General features: G+C 54.7%; 18 protein-coding genes. 9 read left to right on the top strand and 9 right to left on the bottom strand.

The genetic code is table 11. The annotated features are described in order from the left end of the window. Positions 1-18: 18 nt before the first annotated feature. The 3 genes from sdaA to pabB form a co-directional block, all read right to left on the bottom strand. The gene (gene sdaA / locus F3J30_RS03130; RefSeq protein ID WP_014070649.1) at positions 19-1,383 is read right to left on the bottom strand and encodes an L-serine ammonia-lyase; all 1,365 of its coding nucleotides are present in this window, start codon (positions 1,381-1,383) and stop codon (positions 19-21) included. A 184-nt stretch (positions 1,384-1,567) separates the two neighbouring features. Next, a complete protein-coding gene (locus F3J30_RS03125; RefSeq protein ID WP_014070648.1) occupies positions 1,568-2,146 on the bottom strand; it encodes a CoA pyrophosphatase in 579 nt (192 codons plus the stop codon). A gap of 3 nt (positions 2,147-2,149) precedes the next feature. After that, the gene (gene pabB / locus F3J30_RS03120; protein WP_166715789.1) at positions 2,150-3,478 is read right to left on the bottom strand and encodes an aminodeoxychorismate synthase component 1; all 1,329 of its coding nucleotides are present in this window, start codon (positions 3,476-3,478) and stop codon (positions 2,150-2,152) included. Between the two features lie 61 nt (positions 3,479-3,539). Between pabB and F3J30_RS03115 the strand changes: the two genes are divergently transcribed. Continuing rightward, on the top strand, positions 3,540-3,722 hold the full coding sequence (locus tag F3J30_RS03115) for a YoaH family protein (protein WP_014070646.1): 183 nt from the start codon (positions 3,540-3,542) through the stop codon (positions 3,720-3,722). A 6-nt stretch (positions 3,723-3,728) separates the two neighbouring features. On the opposite strand, the gene F3J30_RS03110 is transcribed toward F3J30_RS03115, so the two are convergent. Continuing rightward, complete coding sequence (locus F3J30_RS03110) at positions 3,729-4,073, bottom strand: RidA family protein (RefSeq protein WP_041162240.1); 345 nt, start codon at positions 4,071-4,073, stop codon at positions 3,729-3,731. 132 nt (positions 4,074-4,205) lie between these two features. Here F3J30_RS03110 and F3J30_RS03105 point away from each other — a divergent pair, with 132 nt between their 5' ends. From F3J30_RS03105 to rnd, 5 genes are all read left to right on the top strand, one after another. Then, complete coding sequence (locus tag F3J30_RS03105; protein WP_014070644.1) at positions 4,206-6,116, top strand: ATP-dependent DNA helicase; 1,911 nt, start codon at positions 4,206-4,208, stop codon at positions 6,114-6,116. Between the two features lie 66 nt (positions 6,117-6,182). Beyond that, complete coding sequence (gene tsaB, locus F3J30_RS03100; RefSeq protein ID WP_166715786.1) at positions 6,183-6,878, top strand: tRNA (adenosine(37)-N6)-threonylcarbamoyltransferase complex dimerization subunit type 1 TsaB; 696 nt, start codon at positions 6,183-6,185, stop codon at positions 6,876-6,878. A 37-nt stretch (positions 6,879-6,915) separates the two neighbouring features. Further along, entirely contained in the window at positions 6,916-7,497 is a 582-nt protein-coding gene (locus tag F3J30_RS03095; protein ID WP_014070642.1) for a Slp family lipoprotein, read from the top strand. A gap of 203 nt (positions 7,498-7,700) precedes the next feature. Then, positions 7,701-9,386 (top strand): long-chain-fatty-acid--CoA ligase FadD, encoded by a 1,686-nt coding sequence (gene fadD, locus F3J30_RS03090; RefSeq protein WP_166715784.1) that lies wholly within the window; start codon positions 7,701-7,703, stop codon positions 9,384-9,386. An 83-nt stretch (positions 9,387-9,469) separates the two neighbouring features. After that, positions 9,470-10,585, top strand: coding sequence for a ribonuclease D (rnd, locus tag F3J30_RS03085; RefSeq protein WP_166716691.1), 1,116 nt, complete (start codon positions 9,470-9,472; stop codon positions 10,583-10,585). A gap of 82 nt (positions 10,586-10,667) precedes the next feature. Here the strand turns inward: rnd and minE are convergent, their stop codons facing one another. The 3 genes from minE to minC are packed head-to-tail and all read right to left on the bottom strand — an operon-like array spanning position 10,668 to position 12,481. Beyond that, positions 10,668-10,934 carry a cell division topological specificity factor MinE gene (minE, locus tag F3J30_RS03080; RefSeq protein WP_003859937.1) on the bottom strand — a complete coding sequence of 89 codons (267 nt, stop codon included), beginning with the start codon at positions 10,932-10,934 and terminating at the stop codon, positions 10,668-10,670. 3 nt (positions 10,935-10,937) lie between these two features. Beyond that, the gene (gene minD, locus F3J30_RS03075; protein ID WP_014070639.1) at positions 10,938-11,750 is read right to left on the bottom strand and encodes a septum site-determining protein MinD; all 813 of its coding nucleotides are present in this window, start codon (positions 11,748-11,750) and stop codon (positions 10,938-10,940) included. Positions 11,751-11,773: 23 nt separating this feature from the next. After that, the gene (gene minC / locus F3J30_RS03070; protein WP_166715781.1) at positions 11,774-12,481 is read right to left on the bottom strand and encodes a septum site-determining protein MinC; all 708 of its coding nucleotides are present in this window, start codon (positions 12,479-12,481) and stop codon (positions 11,774-11,776) included. A gap of 124 nt (positions 12,482-12,605) precedes the next feature. On the opposite strand from minC, the gene F3J30_RS03065 reads away from it, so the two are divergent. The 3 genes from F3J30_RS03065 to F3J30_RS03055 all read left to right on the top strand — a co-directional run bounded on the left by F3J30_RS03065 (position 12,606) and on the right by F3J30_RS03055 (position 14,122). After that, positions 12,606-12,881: a YcgL domain-containing protein gene (locus F3J30_RS03065; protein ID WP_014070637.1), complete on the top strand. Its 276-nt coding sequence runs from the start codon at positions 12,606-12,608 to the stop codon at positions 12,879-12,881. A 47-nt stretch (positions 12,882-12,928) separates the two neighbouring features. Next, positions 12,929-13,588 (top strand): fumarylacetoacetate hydrolase family protein, encoded by a 660-nt coding sequence (locus F3J30_RS03060; protein ID WP_014070636.1) that lies wholly within the window; start codon positions 12,929-12,931, stop codon positions 13,586-13,588. Between the two features lie 93 nt (positions 13,589-13,681). Continuing rightward, positions 13,682-14,122: a YcgN family cysteine cluster protein gene (locus F3J30_RS03055; RefSeq protein ID WP_014070635.1), complete on the top strand. Its 441-nt coding sequence runs from the start codon at positions 13,682-13,684 to the stop codon at positions 14,120-14,122. 115 nt (positions 14,123-14,237) lie between these two features. Here the strand turns inward: F3J30_RS03055 and dsbB are convergent, their stop codons facing one another. Beyond that, positions 14,238-14,768, bottom strand: coding sequence for a disulfide bond formation protein DsbB (gene dsbB / locus F3J30_RS03050; protein ID WP_014070634.1), 531 nt, complete (start codon positions 14,766-14,768; stop codon positions 14,238-14,240). A gap of 143 nt (positions 14,769-14,911) precedes the next feature. Further along, a complete protein-coding gene (gene nhaB / locus F3J30_RS03045; RefSeq protein ID WP_166715779.1) occupies positions 14,912-16,450 on the bottom strand; it encodes a Na(+)/H(+) antiporter NhaB in 1,539 nt (512 codons plus the stop codon). Positions 16,451-16,598: the final 148 nt, after the last annotated feature.

The following is a 16,598-nucleotide window of genomic DNA, read 5'->3' as shown; positions in this document are numbered from 1 at the left end:
ATGGGCGAGAGCGAGGTATTAGTCGCACTGAACCTTAATGGCCAGCCCGCCACGCGAGGTTTCGCGATATTTGGCGTTCATGTCTTTACCGGTTTCGTACATGGTTTCGATAACCTTATCCAGCGATACGCGTGGTTCGCTGGTACGGCGCATCGCCATGCGGGACGCATTGATCGCTTTCACGGATGCGATTGCGTTACGCTCGATACACGGCACCTGCACCTGGCCTGCGACCGGGTCACAGGTCAGACCGAGGTTATGCTCCATACCGATTTCGGCAGCAACACATACCTGCTCAGGGCTTGCGCCCAGCAGTTCCGCAAGACCGGCTGCGGCCATAGAACAGGCCACACCCACTTCACCCTGGCAACCCACTTCGGCACCAGAGATAGAGGCGTTCATTTTGTACAGCGCGCCAATCGCACCTGCCGCCAGGAAGTAACGGATATAAATATCCGGGCTGACAGATTCAATAAAGTGATCGTAATAGGCCAGCACCGCAGGAACAATACCGCACGCGCCGTTGGTTGGAGCTGTAACAACACGGCCACCTGCGGCGTTCTCTTCGTTTACCGCAAGGGCAAACATGTTCACCCAGTCGACCACATTCATCGGGTCATTAGAGAACTTATCGGTTGTGACAAGCATCCGGCGAAGAGCAGAGGCACGGCGCGGCACGCGCAGGGGGCCAGGCAGCACGCCTTCGGTATTCATACCGCGATCGATACAGGCACGCATGGTTTGCCACACGTTAGCAAAGTAGTCTTCAATCTCTTTCTTGCTGTGCAGCGCCAGTTCGTTCTGCATCACCATGCCGGAGAGCGACAGACCCGTCTCTTTGCAATACGCCAGCATCTCGGTGGCAGACTTGAACGGATACGGCACGCTGACGTCGCCAGCGCTGTCTTTGCCAAAATGCTCTTCATCCACGATGAAGCCACCGCCGATGGAGTAGTACGTTTTGCTGTAAATCTCTTTTTCGCCGTTCCACGCGTGGATGGTCATGCCATTTTCATGCAGCGGCAGGTTGTCGCTGCGAAAACGCATTCCGTCATCCTGCGGGAAATCCACTTCGTGCTGGCCGTTTGCCAGCAGCAGGCGACCGCGCGTTTCAACGTCGCGGATGAATGCCGGGATGGCATCAATATCAACGGTGTCCGGCATGTTGCCTGCCAGACCCATAATAATGGCGATATCGGTGTGGTGGCCTTTACCCGTCAATGACAGCGAGCCGTAGACATCCACGGCAACACGGGTAACGCTTTCCAGTAATCCTTTTTCGACCAGGTCATCGACGAACTGTTTACCGGCCTTCATCGGCCCTACAGTATGGGAAGAAGAAGGACCAATTCCCACTTTGAACATGTCGAATATACTAATCACTTTCACACTCCTGACAGGGTTACCGGGTTTCCAGTAACGATGTTATAACTGCGCATAGTGTAAGAGGGAACACTGGCCTCGGCTTAACTATTCACATGAATTAAACTAATGGATAACACCTATTTTGCTAATAGCGCGACAGCGATCGCAAACCTGGCAGAAAAGGGTGGAATGTAAAGTATAGTCAAGGCTTCAGGCCGATTTGCAGCGCCAGCTCACGAATGATGCCAGCCGTCATGCCCCAGACAAAATAATGCTGATACCAGGAGAGCCACACACGGTGAGCATGTCCACGGCGCTGAATATCCAGAGGATGATAGCGACCAAGACGAAGGGCCTCTTCCAGCGGCATTTCAAATACCGCAGAGACTTCATCAACGCTGGCATGATACTGAAGGTCGGGGGGAATAATGCCCACCACCGGTGTGACCTGAAAACCCGTTACGCTGTCCACCGGCGGCAAAACGCCAATGATTTCCACTGACTCCGGCGGGATGGCGACTTCCTCCTGCGCTTCACGCAGCGCCGCGGCAATTAATGACGCATCGGTGCTGTCCACCGCACCGCCCGGAAACGCAACCTGGCCGGCGTGCTTACGCAAATGCGGTGAGCGCTGAGTGAGCAATAGGCCGGGGTGCTCGCGCCGTACCACCGGGATCAACACGGCGGCCTGGCGGTTATTCAGGGTTTCGCGGCGCGTCTGCGGACGCAAAAGCTGAAAGCGTGACAAAAAATCATCCAGCGTCAGGTTATCTTTCTCCACCCGTTAGTTCTCCAGTTGTTTCAGGATACGGTTAACTTTATCAAAGGTTTCCTGATATTCCGCCTCAACCTGGCTGTCGGCAACGATGCCGCCTCCTGCGGAGCAATACAGTGTTCCCTCACAGGCCGTCAGAGTGCGAATGGTTATGCTGGTGTCCATCGTGCCGCACAGGCTCACATACCCAATACTGCCGCACCAGGCGTTGCGACGGTGAGGTTCCAGCTCGTCGATAATTTCCATCGCCCGCACTTTTGGCGCACCGGTAATAGATCCACCCGGAAATGCGGCACGCAACAGGTCACAGGCGGTGCGCGAGTCCGGCAAGCGTGCGGTAATAGTACTGACCAGATGATGTACCGCCGGGAAGGGTTCGACGACAAACAGCTCAGGTACGCGCACGCTGCCGGGTTCCGCAACACGGCCAATATCGTTACGCATCAAATCCACAATCATCAGATTCTCCGCCCGATCTTTCGGAGAAGCAGCGAGTTTTTCCGCCTGCTGATGGTCGGCGACAGGGTCGGCCAGACGCGGCAGCGTACCCTTAATTGGCCGGGTCTGAATGGTCCCTTCCGCCAGATGAATAAAGCGCTCCGGCGACAGGCTTAAGATAGCGCCATGCTCCAGACGCAGGAACGCGCTGAACGGTGCCTTATTGCTGGCATTCAAACGAGTAAACGCCTGCCACTCATCCCCCTGATACGTCGCCTGGAATCGCTGCGCAAGGTTGACCTGATAACAGTCACCGCTTTGCAGGTATGCCTGAACGCGTGCGAATTTTTCCGCATATTCCTGCTCGGTCATGTTCGAGCGCCATTTTGAGGTCAGCGTGAACGTCTCTGCCGGTGCAGGCTGCTGCGCCTCAAGCCAGGCAAGACGCGCATGAACGTCACGATGGCTCAGGAGTGAAACCGTTTTTTTCTGGTGATCAACAATTAACGCCCAGTCATACAGCCCCACAGCCATGTCTGGCAGGGAAATATCCGCCTGCGCAAACTCGGGAAGCGTTTCGAAACGGCGCCCTAAATCGTAGCCAAACAGGCCCAGCGCGCCTCCCTGAAAGGGGAAGTCCGGATTCGGCACGGCAGATAAGCCCAGGGCGTTAATTTCTTGCTGAAGGTGCATCAGCGGATCGTCCGTTAACGACAGATCATTCGTCGTCAGCGTTTTCAGCGGGTCGGCCACCAGAATATCAAAGCGGCTATAAGGGTGGTCTGCATGGCCGGAATGCAGCAACATCGCAAAAGGCAGGTGGTTTAAGCGTGCAAACCAGAATTCAGCGGCGTCTGAACGCCAGGGTAAAGTCATGACAGTGGGAAAGCGCATCTTCATGTGTGGCAAACTACCGGGCAGCGTGAAATAATTAGCGCAGACAATTTAGCAGGAGTTGACGATGTTTGCAGGTTTACCTTCTCTGAGCCATGAGCAGCAGCAGAAAGCGGTTGAGCGAATCCAGGAGCTGATGTCCCAGGGGATGAGCAGCGGTCAGGCTATCGCACAGGTGGCTGATGAACTTCGCGCCACCCATACCGGCGAGCGGATCGTGGCGCGTTTCGAGGATGAAGACGAAGAGTAATCGGGCTCAGACCGCCGCGATAATCTTAATCTCTACCTTATATTCCGGTTTCATCAGCGTGGCCTGTACGGTGCAACGTACAGGCGCGTGACCCGCCACGACCCACGCATCCCAGGCTTTGTTCATCGCCGCAAAATCATCTTTACTGGCAAGAAAAATGGTCGCATCCAGAATGCGGGATTTGTCGCTGCCCTGTTTTTCCAGTACCGCGTCAATCTGTGCCAGGGTGTTGGCCGTTTGCTCAAAGGCATCGGCATCCAGGTTTGCCGGCACGCCGGTGTAGTACAGCGTCTGGTTATGGATCACCACATCAGACCAGCGGGCTTCGGCATCAATGCGCACAATTGTCATAAACGTTTCCTCGTTATTTTTCGTATCAGGCGGCAAGACTGCCATATTGTTCTCGCCTCGTCACTATTTGGGGTGGCACTGGCGAGAGTGGGCTGACATAATCCCTGTGTAAAAATACAGTGAGAGAGCACCGTGGCAGACGATTTTTCAGCAGATGGTCAATTAGCACAGGCGATCCCCGGCTTTAAGCCGCGTGAACCCCAGCGCCATATGGCGCACGCCGTTGCGCACGCAATCGACAATGCACAACCGCTGGTGGTTGAGGCGGGTACCGGAACAGGTAAAACCTATGCTTATCTGGCCCCGGCGCTGCGTGCAAAAAAGAAAGTGATCATCTCCACGGGGTCTAAAGCGTTACAGGATCAGCTCTATAGCCGCGATCTGCCCACGGTGGCGAAGGCGCTGAAATACAAAGGCCGACTGGCACTGCTGAAAGGCCGCTCCAACTACCTTTGCCTTGAGCGTCTGGAGCAACAGGCGCTGGCGGGGGGCGATCTCCCGGTACAAACCCTGAGTGATGTCATCATCCTGCGTGCGTGGGCGAATCAGACCGAAGACGGGGATATCAGCACCTGCGCGAGCGTGGCGGAAGACTCGCAGGCCTGGCCGCTGGTGACGAGCACCAACGATAACTGCCTTGGCAGCGACTGCCCGCTGTATAAAGACTGTTTCGTGGTAAAGGCGCGTAAAACGGCCATGGATGCGGATGTGGTGGTGGTAAACCATCATCTGTTTCTGGCGGATATGGTGGTGAAGGACAGCGGATTTGGCGAGCTGATCCCGGAAGCCGACGTCATGATCTTCGATGAAGCACACCAGTTGCCGGATATTGCCAGCCAGTATTTTGGCCAGTCGATCTCAAGCCGTCAGCTGCTGGACCTGGCGAAAGATTTCACCATTGCCTATCGCACGGAATTAAAAGACACCCAACAGCTGCAAAAATGTGCCGACCGGCTGGCGCAAAGCGCACAGGATTTCCGCTTACAGCTTGGGGAGCCGGGTTATCGCGGTAACCTGCGTGAACTGCTGGCCGATAAAAACATCCAGCGCGCTTTGCTGTTGCTGGATGATTCGCTGGAGCTTTGCTACGACGTGGCGAAGCTCTCGCTTGGGCGCTCTGCGTTGCTCGACGCCGCTTTTGAGCGCGCGGCGGTGTATCGTGGCCGTCTGAAAAGACTTAAAGAAATAAACCAGCCAGGGTTCAGCTACTGGTACGAATGTACTTCACGCCATTTCACCCTGGCCCTGACGCCGCTGACCGTGGCGGATAAATTCAAAGAGGTGATGGCGCAAAAACCGGGGAGCTGGATTTTCACCTCGGCAACGCTGTCGGTAAATGACGATTTGCACCACTTCACCGAACGTCTGGGGATTGAGCAGGCCGAATCTCTTCTGCTGCCAAGCCCGTTTGATTATGAAAAACAGGCACTGCTTTGCGTCCCACGCAATCTGCCGCTGCCAAACCAGCCCGGTGCTGCGCGGCACCTGGCGGCGATGCTGAAACCGATGATCGAAGCCAACAATGGCCGCTGCTTTATGCTCTGTACCTCCCACGCCATGATGCGCGACCTGGCAGAACAGTTCCGTGCCACCATGACTTTACCGGTACTGCTCCAGGGGGAAACCAGCAAAGGGCAACTGTTGCAACAGTTTGTCAGCGCCGGTAATGCCCTACTGGTGGCAACCAGCAGTTTCTGGGAAGGGGTAGACGTGCGCGGTGATGCACTATCACTGGTGATCATCGATAAACTGCCGTTCACATCGCCGGACGACCCGTTACTGAAGGCGCGCATGGAAGACTGCCGCCTGCGGGGCGGCGATCCCTTTGATGAAGTGCAACTGCCTGATGCGGTGATTACCCTGAAGCAAGGGGTAGGACGTCTTATTCGCGATGTCACCGACCGTGGTGTGCTGGTTATCTGCGACAACCGCCTGGTGATGCGCCCGTATGGCGCCACTTTCTTGGCGAGTCTGCCGCCCGCGCCGCGCACACGGGACATTAAACGCGCGGTTCGGTTCCTCGCGAACCCAACGGCGGAGTAATTTGCTCCGGGGTGTGCTAAAATGCGCGCCATTTTGTGACTGACCACTGCGAGAGCGCGACGACTCATGCGAATTCTGGCTATTGATACCGCCACAGAGGCCTGTTCTGTTGCCCTGTGGAACGACGGTGCTATCTGTGCTCATTTCGAAGAGTGCCCACGAGAACATACCCAACGGATCCTGCCCCTGGTAAAAGAGATCCTCACCCAGGGCAACACCGCCTTAACCGATCTTGATGCGCTGGCTTACGGCCGTGGCCCGGGCAGTTTTACGGGCGTACGTATCGGTATCGGCATCGCGCAGGGGCTTGCCCTGGGCGCAGAACTGCCGATGATCGGTGTTTCTACACTGGCAACCATGGCGCAGGGCGCATGGCGCATGACCGGTGCAACCCGCGTACTGGCGGCCATTGACGCACGTATGGGCGAAGTTTACTGGGCGGAATATACCCGCGACGAAAACGGCGTCTGGCACGGTGAAGAGACGGAAGCGGTACTTAAACCTGAAGCCGTAACCGAACGTCTCCAACAGCTTTCAGGCGAATGGGCGACGGTAGGCACTGGCTGGCCAGTATGGCCGGAAATGGCGAACGATACTGGCGTGACGCTGGTAGACGGCAACATGCTTCTGCCTGCCGCGGAAGACATGTTACCTATCGCTTGCCAGCTGCTCGGCGCAGGAAAAACCGTTGCAGTTGAACAAGCTGAACCAGTTTATTTGCGAAACACGGTCGCGTGGAAGAAACTTCCAGGCCGCGAGTGAATCTCAGTAACAGGAACTGAGAAAAAGGAGTCGCACCATGGCGGTTCAAACTAAAGTAGTACGTCTGATGATGGCGGGTATTGTTGCCGCAGCGCTGAGCGGGTGCGTTACCGTTCCTGATGCGATCAAGGGAACAAGCCCAACGCCGCAGCAGGATCTGGTGCGCGTGATGAATGCGCCTGAGCTCTACGTTGGCCAGGAAGCGCGTTTTGGCGGCAAGGTGGTTGAGGTCTTAAACCAGCAGGGGAAAACCCGCCTGGAGATCGCCACCGTCCCTCTGGATAGCGGCGCAAGACCGGTCCTGGGCGAAGCCTCGCGCGGGCGTATTTATGCTGACGTCAGCGGCTTCCTCGACCCGGTTGATTTCCGCGGACAGCTGGTGACCGTTGTCGGCCCCATTACCGGCACGGTAGAGGGCAAAATCGGCAGTACGCCGTATAAATTCATGACCATGCAGGTCAACGGTTATAAACGCTGGCGGCTTGAGCAGCAGGTGATTATGCCACCACAGCCTATCGATCCGTGGATGTGGGGCCCACATCCATACCGTTATGGCTATCCGGGATGGGGCTGGTATAACCCAGGTCCGGCGCATGTTCAGACTGTTGTAACCGAGTAACTAACTGTTATTAATAGGAAAGAGACAGCGGCTCAGCCGCTGTCTCTGTTTTTTTACGGATAAAACTAAAAAAAAGAGTGACGCGCTTCGCAACCTTAAATCTGAACAATTAATAAACTGGTACGCTGAGTTAATATAATGTTAACAAACTGTTTATTATCGGGGTTGTGATGACGACGAACACTCATTTCAGAGGTGATGCATTGAAGAAGGTTTGGCTTAACCGTTATCCCGCAGATGTCCCTGCGGAGATCAATCCTGACCGTTATCAATCCCTGATTGAATTATTTGAGCACTCGGTAAGGCGCTACGCGGACCAGCCCGCATTTGTGAATATGGGCGAGGTAATGACGTTCCGTAAGCTTGAGGAGCGTAGCCGCGCGTTTGCGGCCTATCTTCAGGAAGGGCTGGGGCTGCAAAAAGGGGACCGCGTCGCGTTGATGATGCCCAACCTGCTGCAATACCCGGTGGCGCTGTTTGGTATCCTGCGTGCCGGGATGATTGTCGTCAACGTCAACCCGCTGTATACCCCGCGCGAGCTGGAGCACCAACTGAACGACAGCGGCGCGGCCGCGATTGTGATTGTATCCAACTTTGCCCATACGCTGGAAAAAGTGGTCGACAAAACCCAGGTGAAACACGTCATTCTGACGCGCATGGGGGATCAACTCTCCACCGCCAAAGGCACGCTGGTTAACTTTGTCGTCAAATACGTCAAGCGTCTGGTGCCAAAATACCACCTGCCGGATGCTATCTCCTTCCGCCGTGCGCTGCACGCGGGCTATCGTATGCAGTACGTTAAGCCGGAGGTGGTGTCAGAAGACCTGGCCTTCCTGCAATACACCGGCGGTACCACCGGCGTGGCCAAAGGGGCGATGCTGACCCACCGCAACATGCTGGCAAACCTCGAACAGGTGAATGCGACCTACGGGCCGCTGCTGCATCCGGGTAAAGAGCTGGTGATCACCGCGCTGCCGCTGTATCACATTTTCGCGCTGACCATGAACTGCCTGCTGTTTATTGAGCTCGGCGGCCAGAACGTACTGATTACCAACCCGCGAGACATCCCAGGGCTGGTGAAAGAGCTGGCGAAATATCCCTTCACCGCCATGACCGGGGTAAACACCCTGTTTAACGCGCTGCTGAATAACAAAGAGTTCCAGCAGCTCGATTTCTCAACGCTGCATCTGTCCGCTGGCGGCGGGATGCCGGTGCAACAGGCCGTTGCCGAACGCTGGGTGAAACTCACCGGACAGTATCTTCTGGAAGGCTACGGCCTGACAGAATGCGCACCGCTGGTCAGCGTCAACCCGCACGATATTGACTACCACAGTGGCAGTATCGGGCTGCCTGTTCCGTCGACAGAAGCCAAACTGGTTGACGACGACGATAACGAAGTCGAACCCGGTCAGCCTGGGGAGTTGTGCGTGAAAGGCCCGCAGGTGATGCTGGGTTATTGGCAGCGCCCGGATGCCACGGATGAGATAATCAAAAATGGCTGGCTCCACACCGGTGATATTGCCGTGATGGATGAAGAGGGCTTCCTGCGCATCGTTGACCGTAAGAAAGACATGATCCTGGTGTCCGGCTTTAACGTTTATCCGAACGAAATTGAAGACGTGGTCATGCAGCACTCCGGCGTGCAGGAAGTGGCGGCCGTGGGTGTACCTTCTGGCAGCAGCGGTGAAGCGGTGAAGATTTTTGTGGTCAAAAAAGATGCTTCGCTTAGCGAAGAGGAGTTGATCACCTTCTGCCGCCGTCAGTTGACGGGCTACAAAGTGCCGAAGCTGGTTGAGTTTCGCGATGAACTGCCGAAATCCAACGTCGGGAAGATATTACGACGAGAATTACGTGACGAAGCCCGTGCCAAAGTGGACAATAAGGCATGAGCTTCACGCTAATCGCCCAGACGCCGGTTTAGCCGGCGTTTTTTATGGGCGCAAACAAAAGAGAAACCGTTTTGAATTACCAGATGATCACCACCAACGACGAGCTGGCTTCGCTGTGCGAGGTTACGCGTGACTTTCCCGCCATCGCGCTGGATACCGAGTTTGTCCGCACCCGTACATACTACCCGCAGCTGGGTTTGATTCAGATGTACGACGGTAAACATGTTTCACTTATCGATCCTCTTGGTATTACCGACTGGTCGCCGATGCGTGAGCTGCTGCTGGATACTGGCGTCACCAAATACCTGCACGCTGGCAGTGAAGATCTGGAAGTGTTTCTCAACACCTTTGGCATCATGCCGCAACCCCTGATTGATACGCAGATCCTGGCGGCATTCAGCAATCGTCCGCTCTCATGGGGCTTTGCGGCCATGGTTGAGGAGTACACGGGGATCGCACTGGATAAGAGCGAATCCCGTACCGACTGGCTGGCGCGCCCGTTAACCGAACGTCAGCTGGAATATGCTGCGGCAGACGTGTTTTATCTGCTGCCGATTGCCGGCCAGCTGATGAAAGAAGCCGAAGCGTCTGGCTGGTTGCCTGCGGCGCTGGACGAATGTCGTATGACACAGCAGCGTCGTCAGGAAGTGGTTGATCCGAAAGAAGCCTGGCGTGACATCAGCAACGCGTGGCAGCTGCGTACGCGTCAGCTGGCCTGTTTGCAGTTGCTGGCTGACTGGCGCCTGCGTAAAGCGCGCGAGCGCGATCTGGCCGTTAACTTTGTGGTTCGTGAAGAACATCTCTGGGCGGTTGCGCGTTATATGCCGGGTAGTATGGGCGAGCTGGACAGCATTGGTCTTTCCGGGAGCGAAATCCGTTTCCACGGTAAAACCCTGCTGGCGCTGGTGGAGAAAGCCCAGCAAACGCCGGATGACGCACTGCCAGAGCCGCTGCTGAACCTGATGGATATGCCGGGTTACCGCAAAGCGTTCAAAGACATTAAGGCACTGGTGCAGGAAGTCGCAACTGAGAGCAAACTGGGCGCTGAATTGCTGGCGTCGCGTCGTCAGATCAATCAGTTGCTGAACTGGCACTGGAAGCTGAAAACACAGAATGGATTACCGGAAATGATGGCAGGCTGGCGCGGGGAACTGATGGCCGATCGCCTGAATACGCTGCTGGAAGGGTATCCGCGATAAAATGTGCCGGGTCATGAAACCATGCCCGGCACATCTCCCCGGTGGCGCTAGCGCTTACCGGGGCTACAAAAACAAAACCTGACTAACGTGATTCTTCCGCTTCCGGAAGCGTAACGTTCAGCTCCAGAATCGAAATATCCCCGTCTTTTTGTTCCAGCTGTACGGTGACCATTTCCGGGTCAATCTGCACATACTTACAGATCACTTCCAGGATGTCCTTGCGCAGCTGCGGCAGGTAATGTGGCTCGGCGTCACTACGACGACGCTCCGCAACGATGATTTGCAGACGCTCTTTAGCGATGTTGGCGGTGCTTTTTTTCCGCGAGAGAAAAAAGTCCAGTAATGCCATAACTTATCCTCCGAACAGGCGTTTGAGGAAACCTTTCTTCTCTTCTTCAATGAAGCGGAAAGGACGTTCTTCTCCCAGCAGACGGTCAACGGTATCGGCGTAAGCTTTACCTGCGTCTGCCATCGTATCCAGAATAACCGGCTCACCCTGGTTAGAGGCGCGTAACACGGATTGATCTTCCGGGATAACACCCACCAGTTTGATGCGCAGGATCTCCAGCACGTCTTCCATGCTCAGCATGTCACCTTTGTTCACGCGACCTGGGTTGTAACGGGTCAGCAGCAGGTGCTCTTTGATTGGATCCTGGCCATTTTCCGCACGACGAGACTTAGACGCGAGGATACCCAGAATACGGTCAGAGTCACGCACGGACGACACTTCAGGATTAGTGGTGATGATCGCTTCATCAGCGAAGTAGAGCGCCATCAGTGCACCTGTTTCGATACCGGCAGGGGAGTCACAGACCACAAAGTCGAACTCCATCTTTTTCAGATCGTCGAGCACCTTTTCCACGCCTTCGCGGGTCAGGGCATCTTTATCACGTGTCTGAGAGGCCGGGAGAATATAGAGATTCTCGGTGCGCTTATCTTTAATCAGCGCCTGGTTCAGCGTGGCATCGCCCTGAATGACGTTCACAAAGTCATACACAACGCGACGCTCACAACCCATAATCAGGTCCAGGTTACGCAGGCCGATATCGAAATCGATAACGACGGTTTTCTTTCCCTTCTGGGCCAAACCAGTAGCGATGGCCGCGCTGGAGGTGGTCTTGCCAACGCCTCCTTTACCCGAAGTAACAACAATAATGCGTGCCATAGAAATTCCTTGTTAAAAAGGGATCAATTCAACGGTTGAACGGTCAACGCGTCGTCTGCCAATCGCAGACGAGCCGCTTTGCCATAAAATTCGGCTGGGATCTTGTCGCTCAGCCAATATTCACCTGCGATGGAAACCAGTTCCGCCGTCAGGTGAGTACAAAATATTTGTGCATCCCGATCGCCACTTGCACCAGCAAGCGCACGTCCACGCATCATACCGTAGACGTGAATATTGCCATCTGCAATGAGTTCTGCACCGGCGCTGACGTGGCTTGTAACAATCAGATCACAGTTTGGTGCATAAATCCGCTGACCGGAACGAACCGGCACATCAATCAATCGCGTTTTTGTGACAGGTGTAACGTTCTGCACCGGCGGCGGGGGTGTTTGCACGGCAACAGGTGCCGGACGTGGGGCTTTTTCTTTGCCTTCCGTCAGAATGGGCAGCCCTGCGCGGTCAATGTCGGCTTTCAGTTCGGCATCTTTGCAACCGCTGATGCCGACAATGCGCAGCCCGGTCGATGACACGGCCTGCTGGAGAAGTTTCCAGTTAACAGGGGCATCAAGACCGCTGACATTGACGACGACGGGGGCGTGCTTCAGAAAAGCGGGAGCCTGCGCGATTTTGTCTTCTAACGCCTGACGAATAACCTCGGGTTTTGCATCATGCAAATGAACCACTGATAAGGTGAAGCTACTGCCTTTAAGCTCGATGGGCGTGTTTGACATCCTGGCCTTACTCAATTTGCTATTAACCACAACGCAGTCGTTGCGATATTCCGAAGAGTATCAGGCATGTTATAGTCAGGAGTATATTGAGGCAAGCAACCACCCGAGAATTCAGAGTAAAAACATGTTTTGTGTGATCTACAGAAGTACCAGCCGCGACCAGACCTACCTTTATGTCGAAAAGAAAGACGATTTCTCCCGCGTGCCTGAAGAATTAATGAAAAGCTTTGGCCGTCCGCAGCTGGCGATGCTGTTGCCGCTGGATGGGCGAAAGAAACTGGTTAATGCCGATCTGGAAAAAGTGAAATCAGCATTAGCTGAACAGGGCTATTATTTACAGCTTCCGCCACCACCCGAGAATTTATTAAAACAGCATCTTGAGGTGAACGGAAAGAAATAGTCCCGGGTAGGCCCGGGAACAACACATCAACCGTTTAGGGGTCGTAAATGTATCAACATCATAACTGGCAAGGTGCATTACTGGATTATCCCGTCAGCAAAGTTGTCTGCGTTGGCAGCAATTATGCGAAACACATTCAGGAAATGGGCAGTGCCACGCCAGACGAGCCGGTGCTGTTCATTAAACCGGAAACTGCGCTTTGCGACATTCGCCAGCCGCTGGCGTTGCCACAGGGGTTAGGTTCAGTTCATCACGAAGTGGAGCTGGCCGTACTGATTGGCGCAACCCTGCGTCAGGCCTCTGAAGAGCACGTGCAAAAAGCGATTGCTGGCTACGGCGTTGCGCTGGACCTCACGCTGCGTGATGTGCAGGGCAAAATGAAAAAAGCCGGGCAGCCGTGGGAAAAGGCCAAAGGGTTTGATAATTCCTGCCCGATCTCCGGTTTTGTGCCAGTGGGCGAGTTCACTGCTGACCCGCAGGATACGCCACTTTACCTGAAGGTTAACGGTGAATTCCGCCAGCAAGGTACCACTGCCGATATGATCCACAAGATCCTGCCGCTGATTGCCTATATGAGCCGTTTCTTCACCCTGAAACCGGGAGATGTGATCCTGACCGGTACGCCAGAAGGTGTTGGCCCGCTTAACAGCGGTGACGAACTGGAAGTGAGTTTTAACGGCCAGTCGCTGAAAACCCGCGTGCTGTAAAAGCAACTTGCCGCCTTCTTCGGGCGGCAAAACTTGCATCAACGTGCCAGACTCGTTATAAGGTGCGCTTTCTTTTGACGTGTGGACATCCTGATGAACGACATTCCTTTCTGGCAAAGCAAAACTCTCGACGAAATGACCGACGAGGAGTGGGAATCGTTGTGCGATGGCTGCGGGCAGTGCTGCCTGCACAAACTGATGGATGAAGACTCAGACGAGATCTATTTCACCAACGTTGCCTGCAAACAGCTGAACATTAAAACCTGCCAGTGCCGCAATTACGAACGCCGCTTCGAGTTTGAGCCGGACTGCATCAAGTTAACCCGTGATAACCTGCCAACCTTCGAATGGCTGCCGCATACCTGTGCCTATCGTCTGCTGGCGGAAGGGCAGGCTCTGCCGAAGTGGCATCCGTTGCTGACGGGGTCAAAAGCGGCGATGCACGGCGAGCGTATTTCCGTGCGCCATATTGCGGTGAAAGAGTCAGAGGTGCGGGACTGGGAAGACCACATCATGAATCATCCCAATCGTTGATACGAGAAAACCCGCCGAGGCGGGTTTTTTTATGTGGTGTGCTGTGTCGGGTAGCGCTGCACTTACCCGACCTACAAAACCGTAGGCCCATGCAAGCGAAGCGCCGCTGGGCAAATTAGCGCCCAAACAAATCACGTTTCTTCGGTTTGAACGGCTGAGCAATCAACACCAGCAGCGCCACAACAAAGTAAGCCACAAAAATCCCTACCAGCCACTGAGGCATCTCTAGCGTCAGGAATTCCCACTGACGCACAGAGCAGTCACCGGATGCCACGAACACCTGTGGCAGCCATTTATCCAGCGGCAGCCAGCTCGGGAAGCGGGCTGCAAAATCACAGGTCATAAACGGTGACGGATGCAGCTGCATCATGGTGTGCTGCCAGGACAGCTCAATGCCTTTCCAGGCGCTGTAAATCCAGATGGCGAGGCCGGCATAGCGAAGCGGGGATTTTGGCGCAATCGCCCCAACCAGACCCGCACCCATAATGCCGAACAGTGCGCAACGCTCGTAGATACACAGCACACAAGGCTTAAGCCCCATAACATGCTGGAACCACAGAGCGACCATTTCCAGCGCAAAGGCGGTCAGGGCCATCAACAACCACGCTCCGCGACCGCGAGAGCACTGGTTTAAAAATCTCAACATAATCATTTCCCTGGAACATGCTTAGAAAGCGCAGTGTAAACGAATTCGTTTCCTGCGCCACCTGTGCCTTGCGAATTAAAGCGTAATCGGATGTTTATCATGCGAAAACGCAAACGGGCAGCGAACTGCCCGATATGCCTGATTTACTGCGCCGCAAGTATACCTGCTTGTAGCAACCAGTGCGTATAGGGAATGAGGGTAATTTTGACGCAAAGCAATCCCACGAGTGTCAGCACCAGCGTATATGGCAGCGCCATCCATACCATTCTTCCATAAGAAAGTCGTATGAGTGGGGCGAGGGCAGACGTCAGCAGGAATAAAAAGGCCGCCTGTCCATTCGGTGTCGCGACGGAAGGCAGATTTGTCCCGGTATTAATCGCGACCGCAAGCAGTTCAAACTGCCCGGCGCTGATAGCGCCATGTTCCATCGCGGCTTTTGCTTCATTGATATACACGGTGCCGACAAAGACGTTATCCGAAATAGACGACAACAGGCCGTTAAACAGGTAGAAGAGCGTCAGCTGCGAATCAGGGGCTGCCTGGAGCACAAAGGCGATAATCGGTGAGAACAGCTGCTGGTCAATAATGACCGCCACAACCGCGAAAAATACCGCCAACAGTGCGGTAAACGGCAGGGCTTCGGTAAACGCTTTGCCGATAGCATGTTCGTCTGTCACGCCGGTAAACGACGTGGCCAGAATAATCACAGACAGGCCGATTAAGCCCACTTCCGCGAGATGGAACGCCAGCGCGGCGATAAGCCATACGCCGATAATCCCTTGGGCGATAAGGCGCAATGTTTCCTGCCGGGTGCGCTGGCTGCGACTCTGCTGGTCAAATTTGCGTAACTCCTGAAGTACCGGCTCCGGGAGTTTTGCGCCATAACCAAAGACGCTGAATTTCTCGACCAGAATACAGGTGGCCAGGCCGCAGAAAAGCACCGGTACGCTGACAGGCGCCATGCGCAGGAAGAACTCCCCGAAATGCCAGCCTGCGGCTTTCGCGATGATCAGGTTTTGTGGTTCACCGACCATGGTCATTACGCCGCCCAACGCGGTACCGACACCGGCGTGCATCATCAGGCTGCGCAGGAAGGCGCGGAACTGCTCCAGCACCACACGATTATGTGCGTCAATGTGGCTGTCGTCCTGGAGATCATCGCCCTGGCGGGATGAGGCAACCCGGTGGTAGATACCGTAAAAACCGACCGCCACGCTTATCACTACCGCGACCACCGTTAAGGCATCGAGAAACGCAGACAGGAAGGCTGCTGCAAGGCAGAAGGCGAGCGAGAGCAGCGTTTTCGAAGGAATGCTCAACAGCAGGCGCGTGAAAATAAACAGCAGAAGCTGTTTCATGAAATAGATGCCAGCCACCATAAACATCAGCAGCAGAAGCACTTCAAGATTCGATGCCAGCTCTTCTTTTACATGTTCGGCACTGGTCATACCGATGACCACCGCTTCAAATGCCAGCAAGCCGCCAGGCAGTAATGGATAGCATTTCAGCGCCATTGCCAGAGTGAAGATGAATTCTGCAACCAGCAGCCACCCGGCAAAAAAGGGGCTGACGATAAAAATGATAGGGTTAACGACCAGAAACACCAGGAGTGCCAGTTTGTACCAGTCAGGTGACTGGCCTAAAAAATTGCGCCACAGTGCGCGCCCAAATGAGATTTCCACTACAGATTTCCCTCTCCATCAAGACAACCAAAGCATAAGTATACGCAAATTCAACACCCAGGAGGGCAATAAGGCCGTATTGTAAATTTCACAAAAATGAAACGGCGATCCCTCTTTTCTCGCGCTGCTGCGCTACCTGCCGGTACTA

The sequence above is a fragment of the Enterobacter sp. Tr-810 genome (genome assembly GCF_011752765.1).
Classification (GTDB): domain Bacteria; phylum Pseudomonadota; class Gammaproteobacteria; order Enterobacterales; family Enterobacteriaceae; genus Enterobacter; species Enterobacter soli.
This window is presented reverse-complemented; position numbering and strand designations above follow the sequence as displayed.